Source organism: Virgibacillus sp. Bac332 (genome assembly GCF_003667785.1).
GTDB classification, from domain to species: domain Bacteria; phylum Bacillota; class Bacilli; order Bacillales; family Amphibacillaceae; genus Virgibacillus; species Virgibacillus salarius.
This window is the reverse complement of record NZ_CP033046.1, coordinates 3,114,422-3,133,716: the sequence shown is the minus strand read 5'-3', so window position 1 is coordinate 3,133,716 and position 19,295 is coordinate 3,114,422. Positions and strand designations below refer to the sequence as shown.

At 36.8% G+C, this 19,295-nt stretch carries 20 protein-coding genes; all 20 read right to left on the bottom strand.

Going from position 1 to position 19,295, the window contains the following annotated elements; translation table 11 throughout:
• Positions 1-287: 287 nt before the first annotated feature.
• The 20 genes from aroA to der all read right to left on the bottom strand — a co-directional run bounded on the left by aroA (position 288) and on the right by der (position 19,223).
• Entirely contained in the window at positions 288-1,574 is a 1,287-nt protein-coding gene (aroA, locus tag D9782_RS14935) for a 3-phosphoshikimate 1-carboxyvinyltransferase (protein WP_026681009.1), read from the bottom strand.
• Between the two features lie 31 nt (positions 1,575-1,605).
• Positions 1,606-2,706: a prephenate dehydrogenase gene (locus tag D9782_RS14930; RefSeq protein ID WP_026681010.1), complete on the bottom strand. Its 1,101-nt coding sequence runs from the start codon at positions 2,704-2,706 to the stop codon at positions 1,606-1,608.
• Between the two features lies 1 nt (position 2,707).
• Positions 2,708-3,799 (bottom strand): histidinol-phosphate transaminase, encoded by a 1,092-nt coding sequence (gene hisC / locus D9782_RS14925; protein WP_026681011.1) that lies wholly within the window; start codon positions 3,797-3,799, stop codon positions 2,708-2,710.
• 4 nt (positions 3,800-3,803) lie between these two features.
• Positions 3,804-4,178: a chorismate mutase gene (gene aroH, locus D9782_RS14920; protein ID WP_026681012.1), complete on the bottom strand. Its 375-nt coding sequence runs from the start codon at positions 4,176-4,178 to the stop codon at positions 3,804-3,806.
• Positions 4,175-5,254 (bottom strand): 3-dehydroquinate synthase, encoded by a 1,080-nt coding sequence (aroB, locus tag D9782_RS14915; protein ID WP_121605091.1) that lies wholly within the window; start codon positions 5,252-5,254, stop codon positions 4,175-4,177. Before aroB ends, aroH begins: the two co-directional genes overlap by 4 nt.
• A gap of 1 nt (position 5,255) precedes the next feature.
• Positions 5,256-6,425, bottom strand: coding sequence for a chorismate synthase (gene aroC, locus D9782_RS14910; RefSeq protein WP_026681014.1), 1,170 nt, complete (start codon positions 6,423-6,425; stop codon positions 5,256-5,258).
• 116 nt (positions 6,426-6,541) lie between these two features.
• On the bottom strand, positions 6,542-7,336 hold the full coding sequence (locus D9782_RS14905; protein ID WP_026681015.1) for a CheR family methyltransferase: 795 nt from the start codon (positions 7,334-7,336) through the stop codon (positions 6,542-6,544).
• A 75-nt stretch (positions 7,337-7,411) separates the two neighbouring features.
• Entirely contained in the window at positions 7,412-7,858 is a 447-nt protein-coding gene (gene ndk / locus D9782_RS14900; protein WP_026681016.1) for a nucleoside-diphosphate kinase, read from the bottom strand.
• Between the two features lie 90 nt (positions 7,859-7,948).
• The gene (gene hepT / locus D9782_RS14895; protein WP_121605090.1) at positions 7,949-8,920 is read right to left on the bottom strand and encodes a heptaprenyl diphosphate synthase component II; all 972 of its coding nucleotides are present in this window, start codon (positions 8,918-8,920) and stop codon (positions 7,949-7,951) included.
• Positions 8,921-8,952: 32 nt separating this feature from the next.
• Entirely contained in the window at positions 8,953-9,657 is a 705-nt protein-coding gene (locus tag D9782_RS14890) for a demethylmenaquinone methyltransferase (RefSeq protein WP_026681018.1), read from the bottom strand.
• 4 nt (positions 9,658-9,661) lie between these two features.
• Positions 9,662-10,486, bottom strand: coding sequence for a heptaprenyl diphosphate synthase component 1 (locus D9782_RS14885; protein ID WP_080668666.1), 825 nt, complete (start codon positions 10,484-10,486; stop codon positions 9,662-9,664).
• Between the two features lie 63 nt (positions 10,487-10,549).
• Complete coding sequence (gene mtrB, locus D9782_RS14880) at positions 10,550-10,774, bottom strand: trp RNA-binding attenuation protein MtrB (RefSeq protein ID WP_026681019.1); 225 nt, start codon at positions 10,772-10,774, stop codon at positions 10,550-10,552.
• Positions 10,775-10,833: 59 nt separating this feature from the next.
• Positions 10,834-12,525, bottom strand: coding sequence for an IS1182 family transposase (locus tag D9782_RS14875; RefSeq protein WP_121605089.1), 1,692 nt, complete (start codon positions 12,523-12,525; stop codon positions 10,834-10,836).
• Positions 12,526-12,690: 165 nt separating this feature from the next.
• Positions 12,691-12,963 carry an HU family DNA-binding protein gene (locus D9782_RS14870; RefSeq protein WP_021291258.1) on the bottom strand — a complete coding sequence of 91 codons (273 nt, stop codon included), beginning with the start codon at positions 12,961-12,963 and terminating at the stop codon, positions 12,691-12,693.
• Between the two features lie 677 nt (positions 12,964-13,640).
• Positions 13,641-15,119 carry a stage IV sporulation protein A gene (gene spoIVA / locus D9782_RS14865; protein ID WP_026681021.1) on the bottom strand — a complete coding sequence of 493 codons (1,479 nt, stop codon included), beginning with the start codon at positions 15,117-15,119 and terminating at the stop codon, positions 13,641-13,643.
• Between the two features lie 206 nt (positions 15,120-15,325).
• On the bottom strand, positions 15,326-16,054 hold the full coding sequence (locus D9782_RS14860) for a hypothetical protein (RefSeq protein ID WP_026681022.1): 729 nt from the start codon (positions 16,052-16,054) through the stop codon (positions 15,326-15,328).
• A gap of 17 nt (positions 16,055-16,071) precedes the next feature.
• Complete coding sequence (locus D9782_RS14855) at positions 16,072-16,269, bottom strand: DUF2768 domain-containing protein (protein WP_026681023.1); 198 nt, start codon at positions 16,267-16,269, stop codon at positions 16,072-16,074.
• Positions 16,270-16,541: 272 nt separating this feature from the next.
• The gene (locus tag D9782_RS14850; protein WP_026681024.1) at positions 16,542-16,802 is read right to left on the bottom strand and encodes a stage VI sporulation protein F; all 261 of its coding nucleotides are present in this window, start codon (positions 16,800-16,802) and stop codon (positions 16,542-16,544) included.
• Positions 16,803-16,863: 61 nt separating this feature from the next.
• Positions 16,864-17,898 (bottom strand): NAD(P)H-dependent glycerol-3-phosphate dehydrogenase, encoded by a 1,035-nt coding sequence (locus D9782_RS14845; protein WP_121605088.1) that lies wholly within the window; start codon positions 17,896-17,898, stop codon positions 16,864-16,866.
• Between the two features lie 14 nt (positions 17,899-17,912).
• Positions 17,913-19,223, bottom strand: a complete 1,311-nt coding sequence (gene der / locus D9782_RS14840) for a ribosome biogenesis GTPase Der (RefSeq protein ID WP_121605087.1) — start codon at positions 19,221-19,223, stop codon at positions 17,913-17,915.
• Positions 19,224-19,295 lie beyond the last annotated feature (72 nt).

The window sequence follows — 19,295 nt, the reverse complement described above, 5'->3', positions numbered from 1 at the left end:
TTGCACCTTCTCATAGCGGAGACGAATTACGTAGACTCCTGCGGGATTAGCGCGAGCCGAAAATCCACTTTGCAACGTGTTCTTCTTTGCAAAGTTAGTTGAGGCCGTGCCCACGGAAAGCGAAGTAATTAGTCGGAGCATTGCCAATATACATCTAACATTTCAAAATAACTACTTGGCTTAACGCAGTCATTGCACTGATTTTATACTTTCTTAACTTACAAAAAATAACTGCCGAGAAAGTTCCTCGACAGTCTAGCTACCTGCACATATATAAATACATCGTCTTACTTCATTTGTTGTAAATCTTGAAAGAACCTAGGATAAGAAGTTGAAACCGGGGAGATATCATCAATCACTACTTCACCATCTGTTATTAATGAGGCAATGGTCGCCATCATAGCCATCCGATGATCGTGATAAGATGCTACTTTATTACCGGTTAGCTTTGACTTACCTTCAACAATTAGTCCATCTTCTCTTTCCTCAATCCTAGCTCCTAAGCTTGTTAAAACTTCTGTAACTGCTTTAATTCGATCTGTTTCCTTTACTCGAAGTTCTTTCGCATCTTTAATTATTGTTCTTCCCTTTGCCTGCGTTGCTAGTAGTGCAATTACTGGTATCTCATCGATTAATCGTGGAATCATATCACCTTCGATAGTCGTAGCGTGTAAATCCTGATAAGTGATTGAGATATTTCCTAATAATTCTCCACCTTTTCTATGGATATTTCCCACTTCGACAGCCGCTCCCATTGCTTTTAATACATCTATAATGCCTGTCCTGCTCTCGTTTAAACCTACATTTAGTAATGTCACATTACTTCCTGGAACAATCGCAGCTGCCACAAGGAAAAATGCAGCAGAAGAAATGTCCCCTGGTACATATATATCGGTAGCAGTAAGCGGTTGTTTTCCTTGTAGTGAAACGGTACTACCTTCAATTAGTATTGACGCTCCAAAGGCTTGAAGCATTGTTTCTGTATGATTTCGCGAAACCGTCGATTCCTCTACAGTTGTTTTCCCGTCTGCAAGTAGTCCTGCTAACAATACTGCTGATTTGACTTGTGCACTTTTTACAGGTAAACGGTACTCAATTCCTGTTAAACCATTTCCTCTTATGGCTAATGGAAGTTTACTCCCTTCTAATCTACCATCAATAATGGCTCCCATTAATCGTAAAGGATCAACCACACGATTCATTGGTCTGTTTGTTAGAGATACATCACCGTATGCCGTTGTAAAGAAAGGAAGCCCCGCTAAGACACCTATCATGAGTCTTGCCGTTGTACCAGAGTTTCCAAAATATAAAGGTTCCTTCGGCTCGATTAACGCTTCAGGACCTTTCCCATCAATCAATAAAGAATTTCCTTGCTTTTCAATAGAAACACCCATTTCACGAAAAGCAGTAACTGTGCGCATACAATCTTCACTATCTAGAAAATGACTTACCCTTGTCACTCCATTTGCTAAAGCTCCAAAAATAACGGAACGATGAGAGATTGACTTATCTCCAGGTACCTCTATTTCTCCACGTAGCGGATTTTCAGTAGGAAGTAGTTTTTGCTCCTTCAATCATTCTCACATCCTTTTCTTTAACTTCTGATTACTTTTCAATCATCGTTTCATATCCTTGCTGTTTTAAAATATGTTCACTTGATTTTTGTAACTGCTGAGTAGCAAAACTTAACCGCAATGCTCCCATGATACCTTCACGGATCTCCAGGATTTGTATATTATTGATACTTATACTTTCGTCGGCAAGCAATTGCGTTACCTCTGCTAACGCCCCAGTCTGATCACGAATATCGACATATAAATCATAATACGACGGAATAATCCCTTTATCAGAAGTACCCAATCCATCTCGATAATTTTTAGCACGATCTAAGTATTGAATCATTTCTTTTTTACTGCTAGTATCCACAAGATTTTTGAGAAATTGCATTTCTGTTATCCATTCCTCCAAAAGCTGTGACATTTTCTTACGATTGTGATAAAAAATATCCTGCCAAAGTGTCGGATTACTTGAAGCTATTCGCGTAATATCACGAAACCCACCAGCGGCAAGATTGGGAAGATAGCTATGCGTTTTAGCCCAATGTTCTGCTTGATGCACTAAAGAGGATGCAATTAAATGCGGAAAATGGGATACGACACCGGTCATCTCGTCATGCTCTTCAGCATTTAACGTAATAAATTTACTTTTGGTTGGAAGTAATATTTCTTTCAGCTCTTCTACCTCATTATTTGTACTATTGACAGTAGGTGTTAAAACATAGATTGCATTTTCAAATAAATGGGATTTAGCTGCTTCAATTCCTTTTTTATGTGAACCTGCCATTGGATGGCCGCCAATAAAGACGATCTTCTTATTTTTTAACTGATTTGCTGTATGGATAACTGATTGCTTGACTGATGAAACATCACTTATAATAACTCTATTTGGAAAAGGTACTTCATCTAGCTTTTGCAATAAAGCTATTGTTTCCGATATAGGTGCTGCTAGGATAATATAATCGGCATTGATGGCATCCATAGGGAATTCTGTTATTACTTCATGAACAATATTGTTTTGCTTGGCATATTCTAGAGTGGCTGTATTGATGTCGTAACCAATAATATGATGATCAGCTACCCTAGCCAATCCTTTTGCTATGGATGCTCCGATCAGGCCAAGACCTGCTATAACTATTCTTCGTTTCACATTATGTCTCCTCATTGTTATAAGTTAAAAGTAGTTGCTGTAACTGTTCCATATCCTTTTCTAACCCTAATGTTAAGCGAATCGTATTAGGGATACCTAATAGCTCGCCTGGTCTTACAATAAATCCATGCTTTATTAAATACTCAAATAAATCTATTCCACTCTTAGGTGTGCAAACGAGCAGAAAATTGGTTTCCGATGGATAATATTCCCAACCAATTTGATCCAAAAAGTATTGAAAGGATCGCTTAACACGATTGTTATTCGATATCGTTTGGTTTAAAAATTCACCATCTTTCCATGCAATTAATGCTAATTTCTGGGCAATGGAAGTTGTATTAAAAGGGCCTCGAACGACATTTAATTTAGTGATAATTTGCTCAGCTGCTAAGCCATAGCCAATCCGTAGTCCAGCGAGCCCATATGCCTTTGAAAACGTACGTAAAATAATTAAGTTCTTAAAATTGGGCAGTTGTTTTATACTTTCTAAGTCTCTTACTGGATCTAAATATTCATAATATGCCTCATCGAGAACTACAAGCACATGCTCAGGGCACCTTGTTATAAAATCATAAAAGTCTTGTTTTGCCATTGCATTACCTGTGGGATTATTTGGTGAACAAAGCCAAACAACCTGTGTATCATCATCGACAGCAGCAAGTATTGATGCTAAGTCAAGATAGCCACCTTTTGTTGGAATTTCTTTTATTTCCGCCCCTTCAATCACGGCATTATGCTTGTACTGTGGAAAAGTTGGCTTAGGCATAACCGTATTTACTCCCGGATATAAAAACGCGCGACAAATCATTTGAACAATCTCTTCAGAACCACTTCCAAAAACAATCTCAGATTCTTCCACCTTTAACTTTAGAGCAAGAGCAGTGCGTAATTCAGCAGTGTAACCGTCTGGGTACATATCGAAGCCTAGTCTATGTTCCAATAGAAATGCATCGATTTTACTCGAATAACCATACGGATTTTCATTGGATGATAGTTTTACAATTCGATCTATTCCGTATTGATCTTTGATATCCTGTATCTGTTTACCTTGTTGATATGGTTCTAATAACTCAAGTGCCGCTTTACCTTTCATTCTTTTACTCTCCTACCTTTTCTGTTAAATCTGGACGTAAGTTGACTGCTTGATTGTGAAATACATGATCAATTTTATGTTGTGGTGTATCGGTATTTACAACCATCATGATACGTATACAAAGCTTTAAACTATTTGGAACATCAATCTCTGTCATGCACATAACTGGTACATAAGTCCATCCAGTTAATTTTCTTAGTGCTTTTGCAGGAAACGTAGCAGTTATATCCTTTGTTACAGAGATAAAAACATGAGATACCTCTGAGGGATCGATCCCGTTTTTGCTAACCATTTCCTCTATTAATATTTTTGTGTTTTCAATAATAACAGTCGCCTCATTTTTTGGAACCGTTGTCGCCCCTCTAACTCCTCTTGTCACTTAGCCACCAGCTTTCCTACAAAAGATTTTAAATAATGCTCCACTTGCTGATCCGTTACTTCTTTTACAATTGGTTTTCCTATTTCTTCAAGAAGTATCATCTGAATCATGTTTTTCACGTTCTTTTTATCTTTTTTCATTTTCGTAATAATTGATTGCATATCCTCATACTGAAAGTTCAGTGGGTAATTATTTTGTTGTAGCCATTGGAAAAGTGCTTGATACGGTAGATTGCTTGAAAATAGATCTTCACTTACATGTAGCGAAAATAATAGACCGATTGCAACAGCTTCACCATGTGCTAGCGAGCCATAGCCTAATTCAGCTTCAATGGCATGACCAAGCGTATGACCTAAGTTTAAAAATTTGCGAATGCCTGACTCCTTTTCATCGGACTCTACAATCCTAGCCTTTATTTGTATACCTATGCGCAAATGCTCTTGAAGTTCCTCTGAAGATAATGCAAGCAAATTCGTTTTTAAAAAAGAACGAAAAGTGAACTCATCAGAGATCAATGCTTCTTTTATTAACTCTGCATAACCAGAGCGTATCTCTTTTTGATTTAATGTCCGCAATGTTTCCACATCATAGATAACACTTTTAGGAGGGTAAAAGCTGCCAATCAGATTCTTCCCCATTTGATGGTTAATAGCTACTTTTCCACCTACACTACTATCATGAGCCAAGATAGTAGTTGGTATTTGTACAAAATCAATACCACGCATGAATGTAGAAGCTACAAATCCAGTCAAATCTCCAATGACTCCTCCGCCTAAGGCAATCATTAATGACTCCCGATCAAGACCATACCTTATCGCTTCTGTTTGAAGTTGATAAAAATACTCGATACTTTTTGTTTTTTCACCTGACGGAATGATCGAATGAAACACATTCTCCGTGGAAAGTCCGCTTAGAACATCCCTTAAATACAATTTACCCACTTGCTCATCCGTAACAATTAATATGGAAGTATAATCTTTTTTAAGAAAAGATTGTACTTCATAACGAATACCTTCACCTATAATAATAGGGTAGTCATGCGAGCTAGAATGGACGATGATTTCATCTGTTTCCATACTAAAAGCACCTGATTTCTTCTCGATACGCTTCAACAGCTTGTTGTAACTGTGGAAATTGATCGCTTGAGAATTGTTCTGTAAGAGCCTTTGCTAATTCAAAAGCTACAACATGTTCCATAACAACCGCTGCCGCAGGTACAGCACATGCGTCTGAGCGTTCGACAGTTGCTTTGAATGGCTCTTTTGTTTCAATATCGACACTTGTTAATGGTCGCTTCATTAAAGTTGGAATAGGCTTCATAACACCTTTAACAATTATTGGCATGCCGGTTGTCATACCACCTTCAAAGCCGCCAAGTCGATTTGTCTTTCGATAATATCCTTTGTCTTGATCCCAAGCTATTTCGTCATGCACATCACTACCATTTCGCTTCGCTGCTTCAAAACCGATTCCAAATTCCACACCTTTAAATGCATTAATACTAACAACACTTCCTGCAATTCTGCTATCTAATTTACGATCATAATGAACATATGAACCAATCCCAGCAGGCATCCCTTCGACATATACCTCAACAACTCCACCAATAGAGTCTCCTTCTTGTTTTGCTACATCAATAGCATGCATCATATTCTCTTCAACCTGTTTATCTAATACTCTTACAGGGGAATCTTCAGAGATCTGTTGTCGTTCTTTTGCAGTATAATTCGCTTGCTCCACTGCTTCAATACCGGCTATTTCTTTCACATAACCTACAATTTCTATACCAAGATGCTTTAACAGCGTTTTAGCTACGGCTCCTGCCGCAACACGTGCTGCAGTTTCACGAGCTGAGGAACGCTCTAAAATGTTTCGAATATCCCTATGTCCATATTTTAAAGCACCATTTAAATCTGCATGACCAGGTCTTGGTCGTGTAACCACTCTTCTGATTTTTGTATCAGCTTCGATTGGGTCTTCTCCCATAATGTCTATCCAATGTTTATAATCATCATTATGTATAACGAGTGATAAAGGGGAACCAAGTGTATATCCATGTCTTACACCACTTGTAATTTCCACAAGATCTTTCTCGATTTGCATTCGTTTACCTCTACCATATCCCTTTTGTCTTCTTAAAAGGGAGCTGTTTATATCATCTTTTAACAGTGGCATTTGGGCGGGTACGCCTTCTATAATGGTCGTTAGCTGTTTTCCATGCGATTCTCCTGCAGTTAAATAGCGCACATTACATTCTCCTTTATGAATTTTTCTAATTACTATATCATAACTTATTGTGTTTTTGGAAATAAATTTGAGAAAAAGCATAAAATATCTAAGAAAGAATGAAAAATAAACTCTTATCAAATCGATAAGAGTTTATCTTCGTCCTTTTTTTGGTAAAAAAAGGTATCCAATAATTGCAGATCATAATTATCAGGACTAAATATCTGCTCTGTACTTCCTACGAACAAAACACCGTTATTCGTTAAAGCTCTACTAAAATTGCGATAAATCATTTCTTTCGCCTGGTCGGTAAAATAGATCAGTACGTTTCTACAAATAATTAAATCTACATTTGCTGGATACCTATCTGCTAATAAATTATGTTTTTCAAAAGTAATCGAATTTTTTAATTCATCTTTTACATAGTACAAGCCGTGTTCTTGCGTGAAATATTTATTTACAAGCCCTGATGGTAATTCTTTAAGTGCTTGTTCTTGATATACAGCTTGTTTTGCTTTTCCTAATACAGCATTGTCGATATCAGTAGCAATGATTCGATAGTTTATACTTGGAAAGTACTCCTTAAGCATGATGGCAACACTATATGGTTCTTCTCCTGTTGAACAAGCAGCACTCCAAATCGTGAGGGAATTCCTTTCCAAAAGCTGAGGAATAATGGAGGTTTTTAATACCTCCCACCTCTTTGGATTTCGATAGAACTCCGAAACATTAATCGTTATACGATCTAGTAGTTCCTCTAATAGATGTTCATCATTTCGCATCGCCGTAAAGTATTTTGAAAAGCTCGAATATCCTCGTTTATTTCTTAATGAGGTTAGCCTTCTCTTCATTTGTGTTTCTTTATATAAATTCAAGTCAATGCCTGCCATGTTTTTTACGTTGGCAATAAACTCCTTATAGTCTTGTTCCACCTTCTCCCGCCTCTTTCACCTAATTAAGAATCATATAATAAAACCTCCGTCTGTAACGGAGGTAATGGTGTGTCATTAGTATACCCAGTCACTATCCTGTTTTGTATAGGAAGTAAGCTCTTTCTTTTCAAAAAATAGTCCGAGTTCTCGTTCTGCACTTTCCGGAGAATCTGAACCGTGAATGACATTTTTACCTACTGTCATACCATAGTCACCACGAATCGTTCCAGGAGCTGCGTCCACAGGATTGGTTTTACCCATCATCTCACGAGCGATTGCGATTACATTTTCACCTTCCCAAGCCATGGCAAAGACTGGGCCGGAAGTAATGAAATCTACTAATTCTCCAAAAAATGGCCGCTCTTTGTGTTCACCATAATGTTGTTCAGCCAACTCATTTGGTATAACCATTAATTTTGCACCCACTAATTTAAACCCTTTTGATTCAAAGCGATTTACAATTTCTCCAACTAAATTACGTTGAACACCATCCGGTTTAACCATTAAAAATGTTTTTTCCATGCTACACACCTCATCAATTATGTATTTTGTATTTGTCTAACCGATAAAATTCTATCAAAATTATGTAAAAATTACAACGGGACAAGGTTATTATGATCGTCGCTTCCCAATATATTTTCCAATATCCATCAACGTATTTTTTGATCTGCTATCCGGAAGCTCGCTAAGTTTTTGCAAGGCTTTATTTAAATAACGGTTGCTTAATGCATAAGACTCCTCAATTGCATCTGAATTTCGGACATCTTGAACAATTTCTTGAATCTTTTCCTCATTAATCGCCTCTGAATGATTAAATAAATGCTCTATTTTATCATGAAATGTTTTATTTTTCATCGCTAAAAACACTGGTAATGTTAGATTTCCTTGTAAAAGATCATTTCCAGCTGGTTTTCCTAGTTGTTTTGGTGATGCTGTAAAATCAAGAATATCATCAATGATTTGATAAGACATCCCAATATTATAACCATATTGATAGAGGCGATGTGCATCTCTCTCATTAACACCTGAAGCTATCGCTCCCATTTTACAGCTGGTAGCAATTAATAATGCCGTTTTCCTTTTAATCCTCCGTAAATAATTACGTAAGTCTTGATTCAAGTTAAACTTGTCTCGAATTTGTTCTATTTCTCCCCTGCACACCTCTACAATTGTCTTGGATAAAAGTTGGTGAATTTTTGGATCCCGTAGCATAGTTATCTCTTCTAGTGCTCGAGCTAGAATATAATCTCCCGTGTACATGGCAACACGATTACCATATAGCTGTCTAATCGTTGGTTTTCCACGACGAATTTCTGCATCATCAATAACATCATCATGGACTAACGTTGCCATATGAATGAGTTCTAAAGAAACTGCTACTGTCTTCAATTTTGTTAGATCATACGTACCTACTTGACCTGATAGTAAGACAAATACGGGGCGTATTCGTTTACCACCAGCTTTAAGCAATTCTGTTGATGCTTCGCGCAACACGGAGTGATCTGCTTGTATGACTTGATTTATGGTTGCTTCTATATCTTCTAAATCTTTTCTTAAATATCCATAAGCTTTAGCTAATTTCATGTATGTCACCTTTTTTACTTATTCAACAGTTATCATTTGAAAGCCATATGCATTGCCGCTACACCACCAGTATAACTTTTAACCTGTACTTCAGAAAATCCCGCAGCTAAGAACATTTGCTTTAATTTTTTCTTTCCAGGAAATTCCTTGGCAGACTCTTGTAGCCATGCATACTCCTTATAGCTTTTTGCAAATAGCTTACCAATCAATGGCATCATATAACTAAAATAAAAATAATATAATTGCCGATAAATAGGTATGGAAGGTTGGGAGGTTTCTAAACATACTGCTATACCGCCAGGCTTTAATACACGATACATTTCTTGTAAGACAGTCATGTAATTCTCCACATTTCGAAGTCCAAAGCCAATGGTCACATATTCAAAAGAATTGTCTTCAAATGGTAAGTCCATTGCATTTCCTTGCATAAAACGCAGCTGACTTATTTGTGCTTGCTGTTTCTTCTCTTCGGCAACAGACAACATATTCTTACTAAAATCAAGCCCTAAAACTTCTCCAGTAGGACCAGTTTCTTGAGCAATAGCTAAGGACCAATCTCCCGTTCCACAACAAATGTCTAGAGCTTTAGATCCAGCTTCTACATTCATTCGCTTCATGACATCTTTTCGCCATGCCTTGTGACGTTGAAATGAAATAATCGAATTCATGGAATCATATTTGGAATAAACTTTTTCGAAAACGTGATGGACACGCTCTTCTTTTGATTGCTCTGACATACCTTTACCCCTTTTCCGCAATAGATGTCTTCGTATGAAACACCTCAGTCAATTGTTTTCTGATATGCACAGCTAGTTGCTGGTTACTTGTAAGATTTTTTACTTTCTGGTTAACATGACATATTTTCTTTTGCAAATACTTATCTAAATAACTTATAAGCAATGTTGAATCACTGTCACCATTAGCCCAATTTTTAATTAAAGAAGAAGACTTCCCGTTTTTTAACCGTTTTATATCTTCAACAATATTTCCTACAATTAACCAATCTTCCGCAAGTTGTTCCACTGTAGGAACCTGTAAATACGCTGCAATACGCACAATAAGTAAGGCGTCTATCCGTTTCGTTAATTTCATATATTCTTCGAACGATAAAGCTTCTTGGTAATATAGATCCATTTTATATTCATTGATTTCCTTAATTGCTGTTGCTAATTGATGGATTAAATCAAAATCATCGATTTCGGCTAAGAGCAAATAGTATAGTCCACTATAATAATCGCCAGCTAAAACACGTAATTGCTTTTGCAGTTTCACAGCTGGACTTTCATCCTGTTCTGTTTTACTTGGAACAAGATCATGTGTATCTAAAGCTACTTGAACAAGCATTGTCGTTACAATATATCTTTCCTTCTGGTATTCGGATAGTGATGTAGCATTTATGATTTCGTTCAATAACCTTAATTTTTCTTCGTCGATGACGGGCTTGTTTATATATGTTTCTAAAAATGTGTGCTGTAACTCATCTTCTATGCGTGCTTTGAGTTTGTTTACGTCTAATCCAGATGTATTCAAAGAAATCACCTTAGCCCTTTCATCCATTCTCATCATGCTTTAGCTATTATAGCATAATTTATGTAGCATCGTTAATCAAGCATTCTGTTATAAAACGAACTATTCATTTTCAATTTGACCATGGCTTGTTTGAATTATTGCTTTACCGCGAACTTTTACAGCAGACGTATGTTCTGTAAATTGCGCAATCATTACCTCCCCTTTATCTAGCTTTTCAGAATGATGGAATCTTGTATCTGTACCACGTGTTAAACCAATCACATTAACACCGTCTTCTAATGCTTTTATTACAAAAAAATCTGATGTCACACTCGTTTTATCCATTATGCGTCCTCCTTAGTAATCTCTTAATAAATAATGAATTATATATGGGACAATGTCAATCAAGCAATTATCACTAAATAGACAAGAAAAAAAGGGGCTGGGACATAATTAGCCCTTATGAAGTTAAAAAAGATTCCAGTTATCAAAAAATGATAGCTGGAATCTTTTTTGTTATAATTTAGGCTTGTATTTTGCCTGAAGGCGGTGTACTTTCTTAAATTCACCGCCATAAAGGCGAATCCTAATTCATTTTCCACTTTCGATTTGCCTCTCACTGACATACGAGTGAAACGCAAATTAGCCTTCAAAAATCCGAAGACAGGTTCTACATCTATTTTACGTTTTCCATAGATTTCTCCCGTTTCTTCTTTTGAAAGCTGCTCTCTTATATATGCTTTTTGCTGTTCCCAATGGGCATTGTAGAAAATCTTACGATTTCCTTTTGCTTTGGTACAATGAACGCGTAATGGACATCCCGAACAATCTTCGCATTCATAGACACGAAAGGTTCGTTTAAATCCGGCTTTATCTGTTCGGTTCGATAGATATTGAAAAGGTACCTTCTTTCCGTTTGGGCAAGTAAAGAAGTCGTTGTCTGAATCATAGTCCCAGTTTGACACATAAAAAAGATTTTCTTTATATTTCTTTTTCTTTTCTTTCCGATAGGTATTATACGTAATGAGTGGAGTTCTATTTCGGTGTAATACCTCACTATAATTTTGTTCACTACCATAACCGGCGTCAGCGACAATATACTTGGGTAACTTGAAGTACCTTTCTTCAATATTATTGAGAAAAGGAATAAACGTGCGAGTATCCGTAGGATTTGGAAATACATCATAAGCTAATGTGTACTGGCCTTCGGTCGCAATTTGTACATTATAACCCGCCTTAAGTTGACCATTTTTCATATAGTCATCTTTCATTCTCATAAAAGTGGCATCATGATCCGTCTTAGAATAACTATTGCGGTTGCCAAAGATCTCCATATCATTTTGATATTTCTGTTTACGAATTACATAGTCTTGGAATTGTTTACGGTATTGCTTGGGTTCTTTTCGCATAGAACGGAGTTGTTTGCGATCTTTTGCTTTTTCACTTTCCTCGATTTCTTGATCGTATTTCTTCACTTTTTCATCTAGTTTTTTTACTACTTCATTGAGTTCTTCCGTTGAAATTTCATCAGAACTTTCTCTTTCTATTTCGGGGATAATTTCTTTTTCCAGTAGCTCCGCATACATTTGATTCGACTTCTCTACTAAATCGGAGCTGTATTTTTCAATGGATTTTTTCCATACAAAAGTGAACTTATTGGCATTCGCTTCTAATTTCGTGCCGTCAATAAAAATGGCCTCTTCTTCAATTGCCTTCTCTTCAACAAGTTGACAGCGAAATAGGACAAAACATTGGCGTAGTAACTCTTTTACTTCGGGATGAACACGGAATCGATTGATGGTACGATAGCTCGGCTCATAACCCTGTGCTAACCACATCATCCGTACACTATCTTTAAGTAAGCCTTCTATTTTTCTGCCAGAAAAAACAGATTGGGTATAGGCACATAAGATAATCTTCATCATCATTCGAGGATGGTATGCAGGACAACCTGTTTCGCGCAAAAATCCCACAAATGATTCTTCTGGGATATGTTCTACAATATGGTTAACTGCATAGGCGATATCATTTTCTTGTAATTTCATTTCAAAATCTAAAGGTAAAATGACTTGATTCATGGTATAATGTTTAAACATAAGGGATACCTCCGGTTCTGTTTGGGTGTGATTACTTTAACTTTACCAGAAGGTATCCCTTTTGCGTACATAAATCTCAAAAAAGTGGTACTCACCAAATTATTGGCGAGTACCACTTTTTATTTTACTGGGTTTTGTCCCAGCCCCTTCGCCCTATGTAAAATATTATTTTACGCTATCTTTTAGGGCTTTTCCTGGTTTAAATGCAGGAACTTTACTTGCTGGAATTTCGATCTCTTCTCCTGTTTGAGGATTACGACCTTTACGAGCTGAACGCTCACGTACTTCAAAGTTACCAAATCCGATTAACTGTACTTTTTCACCTTTTTGTAGTGAATCCATGACAGAATCGAAAACTGCATCAACCGCTTTAGTTGCATCCTTTTTAGAAAGTTCGCTTTTTTCAGCTACAGCATTCACTAAGTCTGTTTTGTTCATGACATTCACCTCCTCCCATTAATCATCAATCGACATTGGAACAAAAATGAAACTATCATCATTTGTTCACCATTTTGCCAGTTTTTATACTTCATGTCACATGTTTCTTTAGTGACAAGGCTTATATTAACCGAGTTTGCAGCAAAATTCAACAGTTAGCACCCAATTTTTACTTATTTCTTTATGATTTAACTAGATTTTACAGTAAAATTGGTAATTAATACCAAAAAAATTAAAACTGTTCTATTCATTGCCAGCAATACATTTCGGCTTTAATAAAGATATACGACACCTAATAGAAATATCCTGCTGTTGGAAAAAATTTTTTTTAGAAATTGACGATTTTGCTAGAATAACTAATAACCAAGTGAAATAGAAGGTAGCATAAATTAGTCTATTTAAGTGAGATAATTATACCATCTGATGTAGCTTTGCTATTCTCATTAATCCAACCTATGAGGCAAAGAACACAAGCGCCAGATTAGAAACTTAGCGACTGGAGCGAGTCAACGGAGAAAAAGGAATCACGGTGTGCTTGCGGAGCCGATGATGAGATTCGTGAAGTCGCATCGTTTCTGGGCGCTGGAGCTGGAAACGGCTCAACATGCCCATATCTATCCATAGGTTCCAATTTCATAATTTCCTAGACAAATAAAAAAGCAGCCTTTGATCAGCTGCTACAGTATAATCGCTATAAGTCCACCTGAACCTTCGTTAATTATCCGTTCAAGTGTATCTTTTAATTTATATCTTGCATTTTCTGGCATTAGTGCTATTTTTGCTTGAATACCTTCCCTTACAATAGAGCTTAATGACCTTCCAAAAATATCTGATTCCCAAATGGATAAAGGGTCCTCCTCGAAATCCTGCATTAAATATCGAACGAGCTCTTCGCTTTGTTTCTCGGTCCCAATGATTGGGGAGAATTCCGATTCTACTTCTACTTTTATCATATGAATGGAGGGCGCTACTGCCTTTAGTCGCACTCCAAATCTAGACCCTTGTCTTATTATTTCCGGCTCATCCAGAATCATGTCTTCTAATGCAGGTGCAGCTATGCCATATCCAGTTTGCTTGACCATTTGTAAAGCTCCTGAAACCTGATCATATTCACGTTTGGCATGAGCGAAATCCTGCATCAGCTGCAAGAGGTGATCTTTTCCTCTAATTTCTTCACCAACAATTTCTTTTAATACTTCATCATACAAATGATCAGGAGCATGTAAGTCAATCTCTGCTACCCCTTCTCCCATTTCCATTCCAGCCAGACGAGCCTGATCAATATATTCGAATTCAGAAAATTCTCCAACAATATGATCTACATCTCGTAATCGTTTGATATTTTTAACTGTGTCTTGAATGGCGTCTTGATAATTTCTTCTTAACCAATGATCTTCATTAAGAACCATTACCCAGCTAGGTAAGTTAACATTAACTTCTAGGACCGGAAATTCATAAAGCGCCTCACGTAAAACATTGTTAACATCATGCTCTGTCATTGATTCAATACTCATAGAAAGTACAGGAATATCATATTTATCCGATAGCTCTTGCCGTAACAGCTCTGTCTCCTGACTACTTGGTCTTTGAGAATTTACAACCATGATGAACGGTTTTCCAACTTCCTTTAACTCATCAACTACTCTAGCTTCTGCATCAACATAATCATTTCGTTCTATTTCTCCAAATGATCCATCGGAGGTTACAACTACACCGATTGTTGAGTGCTCCTGAATAACCTTACGCGTGCCAATCTCCGCCGCATCATGAAAAGGAATAGGTTCTTCATACCAAGGTGTATGAATCATTCTCGGACCGTTCTCGTCCTCAAATCCTTTCGCTCCTTCAACCGCATATCCGACACAATCGACTAGGCGCACATTGACATCAAGCCCCTCATCCACATTGACTGATACTGCTTGATTGGGAACAAATTTTGGTTCTGTTGTCATGATGGTTTTCCCAGCTGCACTCTGCGGTAATTCATCATGCGCCCGAGCCCTTTCACTCTCTTCTTCAATGTTAGGCAGGACTACCAACTCCATAAATTTCTTAATAAAGGTGGATTTTCCTGTACGGACTGCTCCTACAATTCCAAGATAAATATCTCCATTCGTCCGTTTCGAAATATCTTTAAAAATATCAACTCTTTCCAAAAGATCCCCTCCCGATCTCCGTTCTTTTTCATTACGAACAAACTACGAATAATTGACATTACAAGTCTATGATGTTGTCCTATCAAAATATGCCTTAAATATGTGCAAAAGATTAAAAAACATAAACGTTCAACCTGTTCGTAAAAGAAAAGACAAATAAACCCTTGAAACAATATATGTTACAAGGGTTTTAATATGATATATTTTTATTTATTTTCAAGTTGAAATACTGGTTCACCATTTTTTATTGTATAAGGGAACGAATATACAGGTACAAACGGCGTGTTATCAGCTAGTATATACCTTATATCATCACCAGGTTTAAAACCATGCTCATACTTATTTAATGCATTATTTAAGTCTATTCGATAGTCAACATAGAGATTACCCTCTACATCCATGATGATTGGTATATGCTGATTAGAATATGGACTAACAACCGTTGGCGACTTATCTAAACCTAGTTTTTCATAATCAATAGAATACACGCCTTCTTCGATTTCTTCACCAAACGGCGGATAAATATGTTCATTTCGGTATATATCTAACTTAACATTTATACTTCGTATTGCTTCAGTAACTTGTAAATCAATTAACTTCACACGTGGGTTATTATCAGGTGTAATTAGTGTATACTGATATATCCCACCATTTTCATACGCATTACCAGGAATTTCAGTTAAAATATTTTCTTCCTTTAGCTTTGAAAAATCAACTAAGTATTTTTCGAAAATTGGTGTATCACTACCCTTTGTTCTTATTGGAACCAATCCCTGTGTCTTCTCCTTAAACTGATCGACCGCTGATTGAACCGTTTCCAATTGATCTTGATTTGGTGCTTGATTTTTGGATAGCTGATTCTGCGGGTATAAACACCCAGTAAGTAGGATGGTAACTACTAACACGATTAACATCTTTCCATATGTATACTTCACTATAAAGCCTCCTTGCCTTACACTGTAGGACCGCTAAAAACAATGTAAAAGATAATTAAGCCACCGGTAATTAATGATAAATAGGCAAAAATTGCAACTATTCCGGCCAAAACACCTTTTAGCTTATATCGAGATAACAGAATAAGACCAATTGCTACTAGCAGTAATACCATACCTGCAAATGAAATATACATTTTTAGCATTGATTCCGACATGACACCACTCCTATACAAACAAACTGAACAATATCATTGCAACACGTATTATAACACAAAGACATATACACTCGTCCAAAAAATACGTATTCAAAATATTTCGTCGATGCTACAGACATTTTCATTTGTACCATAAAAATCCGAGATGAAGGGGGCTTACTCCATCTCGGTTTGACTAAATAATTATCCACAGCAACTCTATCCATGAATGCTTGTGCGATTTATTTTATGCGAGTATACGGCTGAATGTATCCTCACTTGCCCAAGTACGCTTATTTTTTAAATAATTGGTTTAACGAATTCATATCCATTGGTACATCATTTTTGACAATAGACTGTACAATTTTATCTTCTTTTTCCTTTGATATAGGCTTATTAGCTAATTTACTTAAATGACGAACTAGCTTTCTAACTGTTTTCTCGTCTTTAAAATTAGCATGTTTAACCGAATCAGCAACTTTGTATACGTCATCAGGATTAATATTTGCCTTTTGCTGTATTTTGTCAAAAAGACCTTTTTGGAAATTATTCACGTACTCGCCTCCCTGCTAAGTTAACTCAACACATTATATGCAGGAAGGAGTTTACGTGTTATCAGGAATACCTCTCCATTAATAATTTAGCTAGATCGTCCATTTCCTCTCTTTTCGTTCGATTCATAAGCTGCTCTACAATGTCCTTCGGATCCTTCTCTTCAAATAAAACTTGATAAATTCCCTTCGTAATTGGCATCTCTACCTGTTGTTCTTCAGCAAATTGATATGCAGCTTTCACCGTACGAACTCCTTCAACTACCATGCCCATCTGTTCAAGCACATCATCTAATTTATGTCCTTTACCTAACAGGTTGCCTGCTCGCCAATTACGGCTATGAACACTAGTACAGGTAACAATTAAATCGCCAACCCCTGGTAATCCTAAAAAGCTTAACGGATTTGCTCCTAGTGAGGTCCCCAATCTCGCAATTTCTGCTAACCCTCTTGTAATTAATGCTGCCTTCGCGTTATCTCCATAGCCTAAACCATCAGAAATACCTGCACCAAGTGCAATAATATTTTTTAGAGCACCACCTAATTCAATCCCTAAAATATCTGGGCTGGTATAGACGCGAAATGATTCATTAATAAACAAATCTTGCGCAATCTTAGCATTATCCATCTGAACTGAAGAAACTGTAACAGTTGTTGGTTGACGTAAAGCAACCTCCTCAGCGTGGCTAGGACCAGATAATACAACAATATCTTCTTCCTTATAATTTTCTAGCTCCTCAGCAATCATTTGTGATACACGTTTTAACGTCACCGGCTCAATTCCCTTTGACGCATGGATGATTGTTACATCATGATTAAGCACATCATTCAATGACTTACAAACTTCTCGAATTGCCTTGGTTGGTACTACTATAACAACCGCTGTAACGCCATCTATTGCTTCAGTTAATATATCATATGCCTTAATATTGCTTGGAATTTCAACATCTAAATATTTGTCATTTCTTCTTGTTTCATTGATTATAGCAGCTTGGTCTTTTCGATGCGTCCATAAGTTTACCTCATGTCCATTATCAGCTAATACAATACTTAAAGCTGTTCCCCAGCTTCCAGCTCCCAATACAGCAATCTTCGTCACAAAATTCTCCTCCTCTATTGTCTTCTTCTCGCAAATAACTTAATTGGTGTTCCAACAAATCCAAATGCTTCTCTAATTTTATTTTCTAGAAATCGTTCATATGAGAAATGCATGAGTTCTGGATCATTCACAAATACAACAAAGCTAGGTGGTTTTACAGCCACCTGTGTAGTATATAAAACTTTTAATCGTTTCCCTTTTAAAGTTGGTGTAGGATTCATTGCAATTGCGTCCATAATCACATCGTTTAGCACATTTGTCGGGATCCGCTTCGCGTGATTCTCACTAGCCAATTTAATCGCAGGAATAAGCGTATGTAGACGTTTTTTTGTCATTGCGGATAAAAATACAATTGGTGCGTAATCCAAATATTGAAAATGAGCCCGTACGTTTGCTTCAAATTCTTTCATGGATTTTTCGTTTGCCTCAACCGTGTCCCATTTATTAACAACAATTACGATAGCCCGTCCCGCCTCATGAGCATAGCCGGCAATTTTTTTGTCCTGTTCTCTGATCCCTGTTTCAGCATCAATTAAAACCAATACAACATCAGATCTTTCAATGGCTTTCAATGCCCGCAAAACACTGTACTTTTCTGTAGTTTCATAAACTTTCCCACGTTTTCGCATACCGGCAGTGTCAATAATTACAAAGTCTTGGTCATCCTTATGGAGCTTCGTATCAATGGCATCTCTCGTCGTACCTTCTATCTCACTAACAATAACCCTTTCTTCATTTACTAACGCGTTTACTAATGACGATTTTCCAACATTTGGTCTTCCAATCAAACTAAAATATATTGTGTCCTCGTCCTCATCGTTATCTTCCCTTTCAGGAAAGTAGTCAACAACTGCATCTAATAAATCACCTAATCCCAGACCATGTGAACCAGAGATAGGATAAGGCTCGCCAAATCCAAGCGAATAGTATTCATAAATTGATTCACGCATCTCAGGGTTATCAATTTTATTTACCGCAAGTACAACTGGTTTATTTGATTTATATAATAATTTAGCTACCTCTTCATCTGCACCAGTTATACCTTCTCGTCCATTTACAAGAAATATAATGACGTCTGCTTCATCAATTGCAATTTCAGCTTGCTGACACATCTGAACAAGTAGCGGTTCATCTCCCATTTCAATACCACCGGTATCAATGATGTTAAAGGTAGTTGCTAACCATTCAACTTGTGCATAAATTCGATCTCTTGTTACTCCAGGAATATCTTCTACGATGGATATCCTTTCGCCAACTAATCTATTAAAAATAGTTGATTTTCCAACATTTGGTCTTCCTACAATTGCTACAACAGATTTCCTCATGAAAGGAACATCCTTTCTCTTTACGTTCAATTTTAATGTTATACCATTTTTTATTGTCCAAATAAGCGATAT